12 protein-coding genes and 3 tRNA genes are annotated in these 15048 nt (G+C 66.4%); 8 read left to right on the top strand and 7 right to left on the bottom strand.

The window, feature by feature from the left end; all coding sequences use genetic code 11:
• The first annotated feature begins 163 nt into the window (after window positions 1-163).
• Window positions 164-670 (top strand): YciE/YciF ferroxidase family protein, encoded by a 507-nt coding sequence (locus HLH34_RS10250; RefSeq protein WP_183119481.1) that lies wholly within the window; start codon window positions 164-166, stop codon window positions 668-670.
• A 328-nt stretch (window positions 671-998) separates the two neighbouring features.
• Here the strand turns inward: HLH34_RS10250 and HLH34_RS10255 are convergent, their stop codons facing one another.
• Window positions 999-2168 carry a zinc-dependent alcohol dehydrogenase gene (locus HLH34_RS10255; protein WP_183119482.1) on the bottom strand — a complete coding sequence of 390 codons (1170 nt, stop codon included), beginning with the start codon at window positions 2166-2168 and terminating at the stop codon, window positions 999-1001.
• A 51-nt stretch (window positions 2169-2219) separates the two neighbouring features.
• Window positions 2220-3077, bottom strand: a complete 858-nt coding sequence (locus HLH34_RS10260; protein ID WP_183119483.1) for an SDR family oxidoreductase — start codon at window positions 3075-3077, stop codon at window positions 2220-2222.
• 663 nt (window positions 3078-3740) lie between these two features.
• Between HLH34_RS10260 and HLH34_RS10265 the strand changes: the two genes are divergently transcribed.
• Window positions 3741-5789 (top strand): transketolase, encoded by a 2049-nt coding sequence (locus tag HLH34_RS10265; protein ID WP_264784186.1) that lies wholly within the window; start codon window positions 3741-3743, stop codon window positions 5787-5789.
• Between the two features lie 250 nt (window positions 5790-6039).
• Here the strand turns inward: HLH34_RS10265 and HLH34_RS10270 are convergent.
• Window positions 6040-6114: transfer RNA gene (locus tag HLH34_RS10270), tRNA-Thr, on the bottom strand.
• 92 nt (window positions 6115-6206) lie between these two features.
• Here HLH34_RS10270 and HLH34_RS10275 point away from each other — a divergent pair.
• The 3 genes from HLH34_RS10275 to HLH34_RS10285 are packed head-to-tail and all read left to right on the top strand — an operon-like array spanning window position 6207 to window position 10006.
• Entirely contained in the window at window positions 6207-7679 is a 1473-nt protein-coding gene (locus HLH34_RS10275) for a paraquat-inducible protein A (protein WP_183119485.1), read from the top strand.
• A complete protein-coding gene (locus HLH34_RS10280) occupies window positions 7676-9361 on the top strand; it encodes a PqiB family protein (protein ID WP_183119486.1) in 1686 nt (561 codons plus the stop codon). Before HLH34_RS10275 ends, HLH34_RS10280 begins: the two co-directional genes overlap by 4 nt.
• Before the next feature lie 3 nt (window positions 9362-9364).
• Window positions 9365-10006 carry a PqiC family protein gene (locus HLH34_RS10285; RefSeq protein WP_183119487.1) on the top strand — a complete coding sequence of 214 codons (642 nt, stop codon included), beginning with the start codon at window positions 9365-9367 and terminating at the stop codon, window positions 10004-10006.
• A gap of 174 nt (window positions 10007-10180) precedes the next feature.
• Here HLH34_RS10285 and nusG read toward each other — a convergent pair whose 3' ends face one another.
• The 3 genes from nusG to HLH34_RS10300 all read right to left on the bottom strand — a co-directional run bounded on the left by nusG (window position 10181) and on the right by HLH34_RS10300 (window position 11121).
• Window positions 10181-10711, bottom strand: coding sequence for a transcription termination/antitermination protein NusG (nusG, locus tag HLH34_RS10290; RefSeq protein ID WP_182954028.1), 531 nt, complete (start codon window positions 10709-10711; stop codon window positions 10181-10183).
• A 10-nt stretch (window positions 10712-10721) separates the two neighbouring features.
• Window positions 10722-10916, bottom strand: a complete 195-nt coding sequence (gene secE / locus HLH34_RS10295) for a preprotein translocase subunit SecE (RefSeq protein WP_182944231.1) — start codon at window positions 10914-10916, stop codon at window positions 10722-10724.
• A 128-nt stretch (window positions 10917-11044) separates the two neighbouring features.
• Window positions 11045-11121 (bottom strand) — tRNA-Trp (locus tag HLH34_RS10300).
• Between the two features lie 225 nt (window positions 11122-11346).
• On the opposite strand from HLH34_RS10300, the gene HLH34_RS10305 reads away from it, so the two are divergent.
• Both HLH34_RS10305 and HLH34_RS10310 read left to right on the top strand, forming a co-directional pair.
• Window positions 11347-11420, top strand: a tRNA-Gly gene (locus HLH34_RS10305).
• A gap of 82 nt (window positions 11421-11502) precedes the next feature.
• Window positions 11503-13005, top strand: a complete 1503-nt coding sequence (locus HLH34_RS10310) for an MFS transporter (protein ID WP_183119488.1) — start codon at window positions 11503-11505, stop codon at window positions 13003-13005.
• Here HLH34_RS10310 and HLH34_RS10315 read toward each other — a convergent pair.
• Window positions 12972-13757 carry an SDR family oxidoreductase gene (locus tag HLH34_RS10315; protein ID WP_183119489.1) on the bottom strand — a complete coding sequence of 262 codons (786 nt, stop codon included), beginning with the start codon at window positions 13755-13757 and terminating at the stop codon, window positions 12972-12974. The two genes, HLH34_RS10310 and HLH34_RS10315, sit on opposite strands and share 34 nt — an antisense overlap.
• A 159-nt stretch (window positions 13758-13916) precedes the next feature.
• On the opposite strand from HLH34_RS10315, the gene HLH34_RS10320 reads away from it, so the two are divergent.
• Window positions 13917-15047, top strand: a complete 1131-nt coding sequence (locus HLH34_RS10320) for a LacI family DNA-binding transcriptional regulator (RefSeq protein ID WP_244959835.1) — start codon at window positions 13917-13919, stop codon at window positions 15045-15047.
• Window position 15048: the final 1 nt, after the last annotated feature.

Raw genomic sequence — 15048 nt, forward strand, 5'->3', positions numbered from 1 at the left:
CTTTCTCAAGAAAAAATCGCAGACGTAAAGGCGGTCTTTCGGGACGATAGGCAGGTCGGTGCTCCAGCGGATATGATTTCCGCATCCGCCTCCGTCGGCCCGAACCCCGTCGGAATGATGTCTGCCGGCCCCTTGCGTGGCCGTAAATGGAAAGGAATTCATCATGGCGACCCAGGAAAAGACTCTGTCCGATGCGTTTTACGAGACGCTGAAGGACATTTATTTTGCCGAAAAGCAGATCTTGAAGGCGCTCAGGAAGTCGGTGCGCGCCGCTCATGATCCCGAACTCAAGGAGGCGTTCGAAACCCACGCAACCGAGACCGCCCATCACGTCGAGCGATTGAACGAGGTGTTCGGAATCATCGGCAAGGCGGCCCGCGGCAAGACCTGCGAGGCGACGCAGGGCATTCTGGCCGAAATGGAAGAAGATCTCGAAGACTTCGGGTCGACCGGAGCGGCGGACGCGGTCCTGATCGGGGGCGCCCAAGCCATCGAACACTACGAGATTTCCCGGTACGGCACGCTGAAGGCGTGGGCCGCCAATCTCGGACTGGCGGATGCCGAGAAATTGCTGGGGGAAACGCTTGAAGAAGAAAAGCGGACCGACGCTCTGCTCTCGGAAATCGCCGGCCGTGAGAGCAATCCGAAGGCCCAGCGCCAGACGGCATGACCCCACGCTGCCCCTGACGTCGAAGGGAGTCGCCAGACCGGCGACTCCCTTCGGGTATGAAAATATTATGTTACCCACAACAGGGATCGAGCCGAATATGAAGAATACAGCCCATGCCTGTCAGATCGACGATGTATCCGATCCGCCGTCACCCTACCCGCCGGAACAGCCGGCTCCGCCCCCGCCGCCGGGCCAGCCGCCGCCGATGCCGCAGGACCCTGGAAACCCGTTGAATTGAGACCCGCAGACCCTTCGGGCGATGGTCCGGATTCGAGCCGAGCGGGGACACCCGCCCGACTCATTCGGGGTCTCTACTGCCCCTGTGTCATCAAGGCTTCATGACGACCTTGATGCATCCATCGCGTTTGTCGCGGAACGTCTTGTAAAGTTCGGGTCCGTCTTCCAGCGTGGCCCGATGCGTGATGACGAAGGACGGGTCGATGTCGCCCTTGACGATCCTGTCCATCAGCATCGGCAGGTAGTGCTGTACGGGTGTCTGGCCCATGCGGAACGTCAGGCCCCGGTTGATTGCCGACCCCATCGGAATTTTGTCGAGAAGACCGCCATAGACGCCGACGATGGAAACAGTTCCGAAATTCCTGCAGCACATGATGGCCTGTCGCAGCACATGGGGGCGGTCGGTTCCCAGGAAGGTCGCCGTCTTGATGCGGTCCACCACCGCGTCGATGCCGCTCCAGGTGTCGGGCTCGGTGCCAACGGCATCGATGCATGCATCGGCGCCACGGCCACCTGTCAGGTCCTGGATGCGCTCGTAGACGTTTTCGGTCTTGAAATCGATCGTCTGAGCACCGGCGTCGCGGGCCAGGGCGAGCCGTTCGGGGATGGTATCGACAGCGAGAACCCGTTCGGCGCCCAGAAGAAAGGCGCTGCGGATTGCCATTTGTCCCACGGGGCCGCAGCCCCAGATGGCAATCGTCTGTCCGGGCTGGATATTGCAGAATTCCGCAGCCATGTAGCCCGTGGGAAAGATATCCGACAGAAACAGCGCCTGTTCGTCCGTCAACTGGTCCGGCACCTTGATCGGTCCGACATCGGCGTAGGGAACGCGCAAATATTCCGCCTGTCCGCCCGCATAGCCGCCCAGAAGGTGGGAATAGCCGAACAGGCCGGCCGGCGAATGGCCCCAAAGCTGCTCGGCCTTGGCATGGTCCGGATTGGTCCGTTCGCAGCCCGAGTAAAAGCCCTTCATGCAAAAGAAACATTCCCCGCACGCGATGGTGAAGGGGACCACCACGCGGTCCCCGACCTTGAGATCCCCGGCGTTTTTTCCGACCTCCATCACCTCGCCCATGGTTTCATGGCCAAGGACGTCGCCCCGGTGCATCTCCGGTATCATTCCGTCGAAAATATGCAGGTCCGACCCACATATTGCGCAGGCGGTCACCCGTATGATCGCATCCCGGCTGTTTTCAAGAATGGGGTCCCGGACGCTTTCGCAGCGGATGTCGCTCTTGCCGTGCCATACCAGTGCTTTCATGGATCATCTCCTTGCCGGGGCGGCGGGCCGCCCGGACGGCGTTTCCCACGGTCACAACATCGGCCGCCCCCCGGTGACGGGGACGATGGCGGAGGTCATGTAGCTTCCCTCGTCCGACGCCAGCAGGACGTAGGCCGGCGCGACCTCGGCCGGTTGTCCGGCGCGGCCCATCGGCGTGTTCTGCCCGAATGTCCGCACGGCCTCGGGCGGCATGGTCGAGGGGATCAGCGGCGTCCAGATCGGCCCAGGTGCGACGGCGTTGACCCGTATGCCCTGCGGCGCCAGAAGCTGCCCCAGACCGGCCGTGAAGTTCGCGATGGCGCCCTTGGTCGCGGCATAGGCCAGCAGGTGCGGAGACGGTGACGTCGCATTGATCGAGGTGGTGTTGACGATCGCGGCGCCAGGCTTCATGTGCGGCACCGCCGCCTGGCAGAGAAAGAACATGCTGTAGATGTTGGTGCGGAACGTCGAGTCCCACTCGGCCTCGTCGATATCTTCCAGCTTTTCGATGCTTTTCTGATGCGCGGCATTGTTCACCAGGATGTCGATGCCCCCGAAGGCGTCGACCGTGCGCTGGACGAGCATGATGCACTGCTGCTTGTCCGCCACGTCGCCGGGCAGAAGGATGGCCTTGCGACCGGCCTTTTCCACCCATGACGCGGTCTCGCGCGCGTCATCGTGCTCGTTATAATAGGCAATGGCGATATCGGCACCTTCGCGCGCGAAGGCGATCGCCACGGCCCGGCCGATTCCGGAATCCGCGCCGGTAATCAGGGCGCGCTTACCCGCCAGCCGTCCCGAACCGTGGTAGGAGGTTTCGCTGTGGCCGGGCTTCGGCCGCATGGCGTCGGTGCGGCCCGGTGGCTGCTGTTGCTGCCCGGCGAAGCTCTCGTCGCTGTTCTCTGTCATGCGGCCTCTCCATCGTGGTGAAGATGCGTCCGGCCGGTTTTCATGCCTTGCGTGGGGGCGGCCGATGACGTGCATGCCGTTCATCCCCGACCGCTATGTCGCGCCGAGGCGTGCTGTCTACGCGGCAGGACAGGAGGGGTTTCTCCATACCGTTCCAAGGATTTGGCAAAAGCAGGATGGTGCGGGGAACCGGTTGGGGCACCGCGCCGTTGAGTTCGTCCCGGCTGCATCCGCCGGGCTGCTTCCTCGTGGGACACCCGGAAGGGAATGAGGAAAAACGATGATATTACAACAATAATATGAGGATATATGAGGATATACGGGAGGATCGATCATGTTGATCGTATCTGTATCCAGCAGGCACGCTTCGCGCGCGAAGGCTCCCCCGACAGCCGCGGCGGAGGGGGCGGGCACATAATCCCGGAAAATTTCGTCAATAATACGAAAAAAGCGTCCGAACCCGGGCATAAGGAATGCCGCGTACAACCCCTTGAAGGCTTCGGCTCATGAAGGCTTCGGAGGCCAGCCGTAAAGGCGGCAGAGGCCGGACGAAAGGGCGGGCCGCCAGCCACGGCAAAGCTTGACATCCAGCGTCGGCGCAGCCCCCGGGGACCCCGTCTTTCTGCCGAATGCTCACGACACGACAATGGGGGCGCGCAGGGCATGCTTGTCGTTCCGTTGCCGCCCGACAGAGGACGCAAAGCACACAGGAGGCACAAGATGCTGACAGTCGAGCAGGCCGTGCAGGCCAAGGCCATCGCGTTGGGAAAACTGGCCGTTCGCGCCACCACCGCCGCCAAGGCCGGACACCCTACGACGGCATTGTCGCTGACCCATCTGGTGACGGAACTGCTGTATCGCGTGATGAGATGGGATCCGGCGGATCCGCGGGCTGCGGGATCGGATCGTCTGGTGTTGTCGGAAGGGCATGCGGTGCCGATCCTCTATGCGGCATGTGCCGACCTTGGCGTGACCATCACCCCACATGGGCAGGCCCGCCCGATGACGCAGGACGACCTGATGGCGCTGCGTGACATTGACAGCCCGGTTGACGGACATCCCAACCCCGAGCTGGGGTTTCCTTTCTTCGACGCGGCCACGGGGTCCCTGGGGCAGGGGTTGTCGGTCGCGGCCGGGCTGGCTGCCGCCGCGCGTCTGGATGGGATCGACAAGACCATCTACTGCATTATCGGGGACGGAGAATCGCGTGAAGGACAGATCTGGGAGGCGATGGATTTCATCGCGGACCATGAACTGACCAACGTCGTCGCCATCTTCAACTGCAACACCCTGGCGCAAAGCGATTATGTCTCGCCCGCGCAGGATTGGGTGCATTTACAGCACAAGGCCCAGGCATTCGGCTGGATCGCGCTTGAGATCGACGGACACGACCCGGCGAAGATCGACGACGTTCTGCGCAACCGGACGGCCCTGGCGAAGGGCAAGCCGCTTTGCGTCGTCGCCCGCACGGTGAAGGGCTGGGGAGTGCCCGACTTGGCTGGGATGGGCCATCACGGGACGCCTGTGAAACAGGAACAGCTTGAGGCTGTTCTGGCGGCTCTCGACAGGCTTGGGCGGGAATTTGGCGTAGACGGTGCCCCTGCGGAAGATATCGCGCAATTGCTTCGCATCACGCCCCCGCTCGAAGTTCCGCCCGCGCAGGTGGATGTCTCGACACCCGCGTCCCTCGGTGCGGTCGCGCAGGGGAATGCGAAGATTGCCTCGGCCCTGCGCGACAAGAAAATGATGTCGCCCCGCCGCGCCTTCGGCACGGCCCTCAAGATGCTGGGGGCCGCCAATCCACAGGTCGTGGCACTGGATGCGGACGTCAAGAATTCGACCTATGCCGAGGATTTCGCCCAGGCCTTTCCCGATCGCTATTTCGAGGCGCGGATTGCCGAACAGAACATGGTATCGGCGGCGGCGGGGCTGGCCAGCGGCGGAAAGATCCCGTTCGTCAGCACGTTCGGCCGCTTTCTGGAACGTGCCTTCGACCAGATCGAAATGGCGATCATCGGTGGCGCGAACCTGAAACTGGTCGGGACCCATGTGGGCGTGACGCTGGCCTCGGACGGTCCCAGCCAGATGGGGCTGGCGGACGTCGCCTTCATGCGTACCTTCGCGCATGTGCGTGACAGCCACGGCAACCCGGCGATGACGATCCTGACACCAAGCGACGCGGTCAGCGCCTATGGCCTGGTCCTTGCCATGGCCGAAACCTCCGGCGCCTGCTATTTGCGCGCGGTCCGGTCGGACCTGCCCGTCCTCTACCCGGAAGGTGAGAATTTTCCCCTTCGTTCGCATAAAGTCGTGCGGCCTGCGCTGCAGGGGAGTGCCGGTCGTCCGCTCGTGTTCGTGGCGTGGGGATATCTGGTGCATAGCTGCCTGAAGGCCGCTCAGATGTTGGAGGAGGACGGCGTCAGCGCGGCGGTCGTGGACGCCTATTCGTTGCCGGCGGACGTGCCGGCCATCCTGGCCCTGGCCGGAGATGAGGGCTGCATCATTGCCGTGGAGGACAATTATGTCGGCGGCCTGGGCAGCGAGCTTGCGGAAACCGCGGCCACGATAGAGGGCGCCCCCCCGATCTACCCGCTGGTCGTCGGAAGGATTCCCAAGAGCGGCCGGTCGGCGGACGACGTCCTGCATTATGTCGGCCTGGGGGTCGAGGATATCGTCGAGGCGGCACGGCACCACATGCACGTGGCGGGGTGAGAAACAGCTGCCCCGTCTTGTGGATCACGCCGGGACGCTGCCGTGGCGGTGCGGGAATGACGGCAGAAATCCGCCATTTTTGGAACCCGGCTGATGGCGCCTTATTGAAGAAGGTGCCGCGTCCTCACATCGCCCACGGGGCCGGAGACCGCGCCACGGCTCGCATGTGCCCGAACCGTCCGGAAGGCGCGCGGCAAACCGCGCGCAGGACGGCCCGCGGGCATTATGTCAATAAAATCAAAAGGGAAAATGGTGCCGACACTCGGAATTGAACCGAGGACCTACTGATTACGAATCAGTTGCTCTACCCCTGAGCTATGTCGGCTGGCCGACGAGGGCTATATCCGACCTGTGGCATGGCTGCAATATGCTGAATGACTATCTATCCCCCGAAATTGAATTATATGTGGGGGGGTGATGAGCGAGACGATCTCTGCCCGGACCTCCCGCCTGGTCCGCGGGGCCGGCTGGCCCCGTCGGAAGGCGGCTTTGCGCCATGTCTGGACCATCGACGGCCTGGTCGAATGCTCCGGATGCGGTCTGTTCCAGCGCATGCCGGCGCTGCAGCCGGGGCATCTGGCGTCCTGTGCCCGATGCCAGCAGACGTTGGAATGGCGGCGGCGCACGTCGCCTCTGCAGACCCCCCTGGCATTCTGCATCAGTTCCTGCGCGCTGTACCTGGCGGCGCTGGCGTCGTCGCTGATGACGCTGGACGTCTATGGCCGCGAACGGACCGTCAGCCTGCTGACCGGGCCGATGGAACTGCTGCACGAGGGCTGGGGCGAGGCCGGGTTGCTGGTGGGCATCGTCACCATCGTCGCGCCGGCTATCGTCATCGGCATGATGTTCGCGATCCTGTATGCCGCCAGCCGCCGGCAGATGCCGGACTGGGCGCCCCATCTGCTGATCTGGTACGAAAAGCTGCGTCCCTGGTCGATGGTCGAGGTCTATGTCCTGGGCATCTTCGTCGCCTATACCAAGCTGACGGACCTGGCCCATGTCGATGTCGGGCCGGCGGTCTACCTGATCGCGGCGCTGATGCTGACGATGGCCGCCAGTGATTCGACCCTGGATACCGAACTGATCTGGCAGCATCGGCGCGTGGATTCCATCACCCGGATGGAAAACGGCGAACGGGTGCGGGTCCGCCATGTGCGGATAGACGAGATTTCCATGCCGCCGGTGGACCATCTGGTGGCATGCCCCGCCTGCGGCCTGGTGGGCGAATTGAGCGCCCCGGTCAGCAACCTGCGGTGCGTGGGCGTGTGTCCGCGCTGCGACCACCGCGTCTGGCGCCGCGCGCCCCAGGCGCTGGCGCGGCCGACGGCGTTCCTGATTTCGGCGGTGATCTGCTATTTTCCGGCCAATCTCTTTCCGGTCATGACCTTCTTCAAGATCGGCGGCGGGGGCGGGCACACCATCATCGAAGGCGCGATCGAGCTGTGGCAGGACGGGATGGTGCCGCTTTCGCTGCTGGTCTTCTTCGCCAGCATCGTCGTGCCGATGCTCAAGATCGTCAGCCTGGGCTGGATGCTGATCGCGACCTGGCGGGGATCGTCCTTCGCGCTGGTGCAGCGGACGCGACTGTTTCACGTCGTTGACATCATCGGGCGCTGGTCGATGATCGACGTGTTCATGGTGTCGATCCTGGTGGCGGTGGTGCGGTTCAATTCGCTGGCCAACGTCACGGCCAACGCCGGGATGGTGTCCTTTGCCGCGGTGGTCGTGCTGACCCTGTTCGCGGCATGGAGTTTCGACCCACGATTGATGTGGGACGCGGCCGGAATGAACCGGCCGTCCTCGAACGGCGGGCAGGTGTCCGCGGCGGTGCGTACGCGCGACGGCCACGCCGTGGCGGCAACTGAGATGATGGAGCCAAGGCAGGCGTGACGGACGACCCTCAAGATCATACCGGCGGACGATCCTCCGTTCCGCCGGAAGCCTCGGAGAGGCGGTTTCGGTTCTCGATCGTCTGGTTCGTTCCCATCGTGGCGATCGGCATCGCCGGCTATCTGGGCTGGCGCGGCTTCATGGGGCGCGGGCCGGAAATCACGATCACCTTCGACACCGCCGACGGGCTGACCAGCGGCCAGACCCAGGTCAAGAACAAGGCCGTCCCGCTGGGCACGGTCGAGGCCGTCACCCTGACCCCGGACATGCGCCATGTCGAGGTCCGCGTGCGCATGAGCGCGCATGCGGCGCCGATCCTGACCGATCATGCGCGCTTCTGGGTCGTCCGGCCCCGGCTGAACGGCGCCAGCATCACGGGCCTGGAGACCCTGATGTCGGGGGCATATATCTCGGTGGATCCGGGCGAGCCCGGCGGCCAGCGCACCACCGAGTTCAAGGGGCTGGAATCCCCGCCGGGCATCCGTTCCGACCAGCCGGGCAATACCTATACCCTGATCAGTTCGACCCTGGGGTCGATCGGGCAGGGGGCGCCGGTCTTCTTCCGCGACATCGATGTCGGCGAGGTACTGGGCTACACCATGCCGCCGGGCGGCGAGGGGCCGATCCTGGTACAGGTCTTCATCCGCGAACCCTATGACCGCTATCTGCGGACCGATACGCGCTTCTGGAACGTCTCGGGCGTGCAGGTCGGGTTCGGGGCCGGCGGGCTGAAGGTCAAGCTGCAATCGCTGCAGGCCCTGTTCTCGGGCGGGGTGGCGTTCGGCCTGGCGGAGCGGCGCGAGGCGCAGGGCGTCCCCACCGCCCCCAAGAATTCGGTGTTCCGCCTGTACGAAAGCCAGGAAGCCGCCGACAACGCCGGCTATCGCGAACGGCTGTCGCTGGCGACCTATCTGACCAGTTCAGTGTCCGGCCTGGCGGTCGGCGCGCAGGTCACGATGTTCGGCATCCAGGTCGGGACGGTCACCAGCGTGAAGCTGGACCTGGACCCGAAGGTCGGCACGGCCCGCGTCCGCGTGGGCATGGAGATCCAGCCCGAGCGCATTCTGGAAGAGGACGAAATCCATCACGACGCCATGGCCGGCATGGTCCAGGCGCTGGTGGACAACGGCCTGCGCGCCTCGGTCGATACCGCCAGCTTCCTGACCGGCGAGTCGGTCATCGGCCTCAATTTCGTGAAGAACGCCACGCCGGCCGTGGTGCAGGCCGAAGGCACGACGCTGGTCATTCCCGGCAAGGCCGGCGGCATGGGCGGCATCATGGATTCGCTGTCCACCGTCGCGGACAAGATCGCCGCGATGCCGCTGACGCAGGTGGGCGTGAACCTGAACAATCTGCTGGCCCATTCCGACGCCCGGATCAACAGCCCCGAGGTGCGGCAGGCCATCGCCGCCCTGCGGGATTCGCTGCGCAGTGTCCGGGGCCTGGCCGGCGACGCGCGCACGGGCATGCATCCGCTGTTCCAGCGCCTGCCGCAGATGAGCGACCAGTTGGACAAGACGCTGAAAAACGCCAACGTCCTGCTGGCCAGCTATGGCGGGGACACCGATTTCCACCGCGACCTGCAACATATGCTGGTGCAATTGGACGAGGCCGCGCGGTCGCTACGCTTCCTGACCGATTTCCTCAATCGCCATCCTTCGGCGCTGCTTACGGGACGCTAGTCGATGACATTGCCTGGGTACACATCGAACCTCCGCCCCGCGTCGCGCCGGGCGGTGCTGGGGCGCGGTCTGGGCCTGCTGGCGGTCGCGGCGGTCGCCCCGCTGGCCGGCTGCTCGTCCGACCCGGCCTTCTATACGCTGGCCCCCTGGCCCGGCCCGGCCCAGGGCGGGGCGCCCGCGGTGATCGAGGTCCGGACCCCCACCGTTGCGCTGTCGCTGGATCGTGACCGGATCGTGGGCAGCGACGGCGATTATCGCATCAAGCTCAGCAGCGGCGATGCCTGGAGCGAATCGCTGCCGACCATGATCGCCCATGTGCTGACCGCGAACCTGCAGCAACGCCTGCCCGGCAGCGCGGTGTTCGCGCAGAACGATTCGGCGGCCGGCGTGCCGCTGGCGGTGGTGGAACTGGATGTGACGCGCTTCGCGCGCGACGGCGCGGGGCGTGCCGTGCTGGCGGGCAGCCTGGCCGTTCACCCGGTCGGCGCGCCCGGATCGTCCAATGTGCTGGCCCTGACCCTGCCGGTGCAGGGTGGGGGGACGCCCGGCATGGTAGCGGCGCTGAGTGGCCTGCTGGGGCAGGTGGCCGATGAGGCGGCAGTGCGGCTGCGCACCCTGGGCGCAGGCCTCAGGGCTCTGCCCTGAAACCCGCCAAAGGGCACTGCTCTTTGGAAACCCGGTCGTTTCATTCATGATCGGGGTCCAGGGCCTCAGGCCCTGGTGGGCTCGGGCAACGCCCGATTTTTTACGCTCGACGCAGCGGAAATGAAGAAGGGCGCCGCAAGGCGCCCTTCGTTCGTCCGGGATCGTCGGGGACGATCAGAGCTTCTCGACCTGGCTGTATTCCAGATCGACCGGCGTGGAGCGGCCGAAGATCGAGACGCTGACCTTGAGGCGCGCCTTTTCCTCGTCCACTTCCTCGATCGTGCCGTTGAACGAGGTGAACGGGCCGTCGGAGACGCGCACCTGCTCGCCGATCTCGAAGGTGACGGAGGGACGGGGGCGTTCCACCCCTTCCTGCGCCTGCTTCATGATCCGCTCGGCCTCGGCGTTGGGAATCGGCGACGGACGGGTCTTGCTGCCCAGGAAGCCGGTGACCTTGGGCGTGTCCTTGACCAGATGCCAGGCATCGTCGGTCAGTTCCATGTTGACCAGGACGTAGCCGGGGAAGAATTTCCGCTCGGAACTGACCTTCTGGCCACGCCGGACCTCGACGACCTCTTCGGAGGGCACCAGGACGTCGCCGAAATGGTCGGACAGCCCCTTCTGGGCCGCCTGCTCCTTGATGTGCTGGGCGATCTTCTTTTCGAAACCTGAATAGACGTGAACGACGTACCAACGTTTTGCCATGGTCCGTTCCTCAGCCTCCAAGCCCAAAAAGTTCACGTACGCCGAGGCCGATGATCTGGTCGACGACAAAGAAAAACGCCGACGTCAGGGCGGCCATGGCCAACACTGCCCCGGTCGTCACCAGCGTGGCGCGACGCGTGGGCCATGTGACCTTGCCCGCTTCCGCACGGACCTCTTGCACAAATTTCGCGGGACTGACCGACACGAAACACCCTTCTTGTAACACCACGCCACCGTCCATCCGGCGAGAATGGCGGACGGGGCTGAAAAACGCCTCAACTGCATGTCGGGGCACCGTAATGCACCGCACGGGGTCAACCCGAACGGGGCGGTTGGCAGGGGTGGAGGGTCTCGAACCCGCAACCTCCGGTTTTGGAGACCGGCGCTCTAGCCAATTGAGCTACACCCCTGCATGCCGCCTTCGGCGCCGACCAAGAGATAGCGGAAAGCTGTCCTCTTGGCCACCCGTGCGAACCCGGCGCAGGCAGCGGAAAAAAGTATGCCCGGCCGGCAAAGTCAAGGGGGTGCGTGCGATTCCCGTGACCGGGACCCCGATGGCAGGGCGGCGGCGGCGTATTGCGCGCGGGCAGGGACTTGCCGCGGGGCGGGGTTCGGCGTTATGAACGTTGCCATGGGCGGGCGTAGCATAGTGGTAATGCAGTAGCCTTCCAAGCTTCTGAGGAGGGTTCGATTCCCTTCGCCCGCTCCATTCCCTTATCCTGAAAAATGATCCCGGTGTGGTGGTGCGGCAGGCTCGCGCGTTCGTGCGCCGGGGAAATTGTCGGGGCCGCATGTCCGATTCGCCCCTTCGCCCCAACGTGGTCCTGGCGACCTGTTGCCTGAGCCTGCTGCTGGTGATGATGGACGTGACCATCGTCAACGTGGCCCTGCCGTCGATTCGCGCCGATCTGGGCGGGCGGTTCTCGACCCTGCAATGGGTTGTCGACGCCTATACGCTGGTGGTGGCCAGCCTGCTGGTGCTGGCGGGGTCCACCGCCGACCGCATTGGCCGCCGGCGGGTCTTCGTGACGGGAATCGCGACCTTCTGCACGGGCTCGGTCCTGTGCGGCCTGGCGCCGTCCGCGCTGGCCCTGGTGCTGGCGCGGGGGTTCCAGGGGCTGGGGGGCGCCATGCTCAACCCGGTGGCGCTGTCGATCATCGCCAATGTCTTTACCGCCCCCGGCGCGCGGGCGCGGGCGATCGGGATGTGGGGCGCCATGTCGGGCGTGGCGCTGGCGCTGGGGCCGCTGGCGGGCGGCGTGCTGACGACGTACGCGGGGTGGCGGGCGGTATTCTGGGTCAACGTGCCGGTCGGCCTGCTGGCGATCTGGCTCAGCCTGCGGTTCATCCCGGAATCCCGTGCCGTACGGGCGCGGGCGATCGACGTCCCGGCGCAGCTCCTGGTCGCGCTGACCCTGGCCGCCGTCACGGCCGCCCTGATCGAGGTGCGGGATTACGGCTGGGGGGCGCCGGCGATCGACGCGGGCCTGGTGCTGGCGGGGCTGGGCGTGGCGGCCCTAGTCGTGGTGGAACGGCGTCGCGCGCAGCCGCTGCTGGATGTCCGCTTCTTTCGCGCGCTGCCGTTTACCTGCGCGATCCTGATCGCGATCTGCGCCTTTGCGATCTTCAGCGCCTTCCTGTTCCTCAACACGCTGTACCTGCAGGACGTGCGGGGCCTGTCCCCCCTGCATGCCGGCCTGTGCACGCTGCCGTTCGCGCTGGGGGTCATGGTCTGCGCGCCGCTGTCGGGCCGGCTGGTGGCCGCGCGGGGCGCGCGCCTGCCGCTGCTGCTGTCGGCGGCGGGGCTGGGGGGCGGGGCGCTGCTGCTGACGGGGCTGGCCGATGCGACGCCGCTGGGCCTGCTGGCGGTGTCCTACGGGCTGTGCGGGTGTGGATTCGGCCTGTGCAACGCGCCCATCACCAATGCCGCGGTGTCGGGCATGCCGCGCGACCAGGCGGGGCTGGCCGCGGCCCTGGCCTCGACCAGCCGGCAGGTTGGGGCGCTGCTGGGGATCGCGGTGTCCGGCACAATGACGGCGTCGGCGATGGCCGGCGCGGGCATGGGGGCCGGCGGCGATCGGGTCGCCATGACCCTGCTGTCGCTGGCCAGCCATCGCGTCTGGTGGGGGGTGGTGGCCCTGGCCGGCTTCATTGCCTGGCTGGGCCTGCTGTCGACCGGTGCGCGGGCCCGCGCCAGCGTTCTGGCGGTTCGTGCGGTGCTGGAGAGCGGGGCACCCCCCGCCCGCGGCATCCGCCCCGGTCAGAGGACCGAGAGCACGCCCCCGTCCACATAAAGCGTCTGCCCGTTGACGAAGGACGAGGCGTCGGAGGCCAGGAAGACGGCCGCCCCCTGCAATTCCTCGACCTTCCCCCAGCGGCCGGCGGGGGTCCGCTTCTTGAGCCAGGCGTTGAAGTCCGGGTCCTCGACCAGCGCACGGTTCAGCGGCGTCTCGAAATAGCCCGGCCCGATGGCGTTGATCTGCAGCCCGTGCCGCGCCCAGTCGGCGCACATGCCCTTGGTCAGGTTCTTCACCGCGCCCTTCGACGCTGTATAGGGGGCGATGCCCGGCCGGGCGAGTTCGCACTGCACGCTGCCGATATTGATGATCTTGCCCTCGCCGCGCGGGATCATGTGCCGGGCCACCGCCGTGCCGACATAGAAGACGCTGTCCAGGTTCGTGCGCATCAGTTCCGACCAGTCCTCGGCCGAAAAGCTGTCCAGCGGCGCGCGGCGCTGGATGCCCGCGTTGTTGACCAGGATGCGGATGGGGCCCGAGGCCTCTTCCAGCCGGCGCACGCCGTCCTCGACGGCCAGGCGGTCGGTCACGTCGAACGCGCTGGTCAGGATGGTGCGCTCCACCCCCTTCGGGGCCGCCTGGCGCAGCAGGGCGGCGGCGTCCTCCAGGCGGGCGGCGTCGCGGCCGTTCAGCACCACGCGCGCGCCGGCGTCGGCCAGGCCGGCGGCGATCGCCAGGCCGATGCCGCCGCTGGATCCCGTCACCAGGGCCAGCCGTCCGGTCAGGTCGAAAAGGGCAAGAGAAGACATGTTGGGCGGTTCCCGTTCCTGTTCTTGATCTACCGGTCCGTATCGGGACAGGAACATGGCGGCCTTGTCCATATTTCCGGCGTCCGTTTCGTCTGCCCCGGACTATAAGTTTCCGTGAACGATTCGACGCGGGCAGGCAGGGGGAGGGCGGGCCGGGGCATGGCAGGCAGGACGCGGACAGGGGCCGGCGCGGCCGGACAGGCGATCGAAATTTCCGCCCTGTCCCCCGTGGCCGGGGCGCGGGCGCCCGGCGGGCGCCCCACCATCATGGATGTCTCGGCGCGCGCCGGGGTGTCGCGCATGACCGTGTCGCGCGCCCTGCGCGCGCCCCACCTGGTGCGCGAGGACACGCGCCGCGCCATCGAACGCGTGATCGCCGAACTGGGCTACGTGCCCGATCGGGCGGCGGAGGCCCTGTCCACCCGTCGCAGCGGATTCGTCGGCCTGGTGGTGCCTACCCTGACCAACACCAATTTCGCCGATGCCGCGCGGGGGCTGACGGAAGTCATCCGCCGCGAGGGATATGAGTTGCTGATCGGGTATACCGACTATGATGAAAACGCAATGCTGCGCCATGTGCGCGACATGCTGGCCCGCCGGGCGGAGGCCCTGGTGCTGCCGGCGGGACCGCGCGGCCCCGCCCTGCGGGGCCTGCTGGCGGCGGAGACGATCCCCATCGTCCAGATGGCGGGGCTGGCCAGCCGGCCGGTAAACCGCATGGTCGGCTATTCGAATCGCGAGGCCGGGCGGATGGCCGCGCGGCACCTGATGGCGCTGGGCCACCGGCGGATCGGCGCGCTGGGGGCGGCGGGCGACGGGCTGTCCTGCGACCATCGGGGCGGCGAGCGCCTGGACGGCTTCACCGAGGCGCTGCGCGAGGCCGGGCGGTCCGACGCGCTGGTGCTGCGCATGGGCAATCCGCCCGTCTCGTTCACCCACGGTGCGCAGGCCATGGGCCATCTGCTGGACCAGGCCCCGGACCTGGAGGCGGTGTTCGCCGTGTCCGACCTGGTGGGCGTCGGCGCACTGATGGAATGCCACAGGCGCGGCGTGCGGGTGCCGGACGATGTGTCGCTGATCGGATTCGGCGGGTTCGAGGTGGGGCGGCAGATGGTGCCCGCCCTGACCACCGTCGCGGTCGATTTCCGCGCATTGGGCGAGCGGACGGGGGGCATGGTGCTGGACCTGCTGGCCGGCCGGCCGGACGTGCCCCGGGTCGTCGACCTGGGCGTGACGCTGGTCGAGCGCGAGACGACCGCTTTTCGTCCCGCGGCGTGCGCGCCCCCTTGAC

The sequence above is a fragment of the Gluconacetobacter azotocaptans genome (genome assembly GCF_014174355.1).
In the GTDB taxonomy this organism is placed as follows: Bacteria; Pseudomonadota; Alphaproteobacteria; order Acetobacterales; family Acetobacteraceae; genus Gluconacetobacter; species Gluconacetobacter azotocaptans.

Excerpts from the sequence above, each read along its gene's own strand:
- HLH34_RS10320 (WP_244959835.1), top strand. The coding sequence starts at position 13,917 with ATGGCAGGCAGGACGCGGACAGGGGCCGGCGCGGCCGGACAGGCGATC.
- HLH34_RS10310 (WP_183119488.1), top strand. The coding sequence starts at position 11,503 with ATGTCCGATTCGCCCCTTCGCCCCAACGTGGTCCTGGCGACCTGTTGC.
- HLH34_RS10255 (WP_183119482.1), bottom strand. The coding sequence starts at position 2,168 with ATGAAAGCACTGGTATGGCACGGCAAGAGCGACATCCGCTGCGAAAGC.
- nusG (WP_182954028.1), bottom strand. The coding sequence starts at position 10,711 with ATGGCAAAACGTTGGTACGTCGTTCACGTCTATTCAGGTTTCGAAAAG.
- HLH34_RS10275 (WP_183119485.1), top strand. The coding sequence starts at position 6,207 with ATGAGCGAGACGATCTCTGCCCGGACCTCCCGCCTGGTCCGCGGGGCC.
- HLH34_RS10265 (WP_264784186.1), top strand. The coding sequence starts at position 3,741 with ATGCTTGTCGTTCCGTTGCCGCCCGACAGAGGACGCAAAGCACACAGG.
- HLH34_RS10285 (WP_183119487.1), top strand. The coding sequence starts at position 9,365 with ATGACATTGCCTGGGTACACATCGAACCTCCGCCCCGCGTCGCGCCGG.
- HLH34_RS10260 (WP_183119483.1), bottom strand. The coding sequence starts at position 3,077 with ATGACAGAGAACAGCGACGAGAGCTTCGCCGGGCAGCAACAGCAGCCA.
- HLH34_RS10250 (WP_183119481.1), top strand. The coding sequence starts at position 164 with ATGGCGACCCAGGAAAAGACTCTGTCCGATGCGTTTTACGAGACGCTG.
- HLH34_RS10315 (WP_183119489.1), bottom strand. The coding sequence starts at position 13,757 with ATGTCTTCTCTTGCCCTTTTCGACCTGACCGGACGGCTGGCCCTGGTG.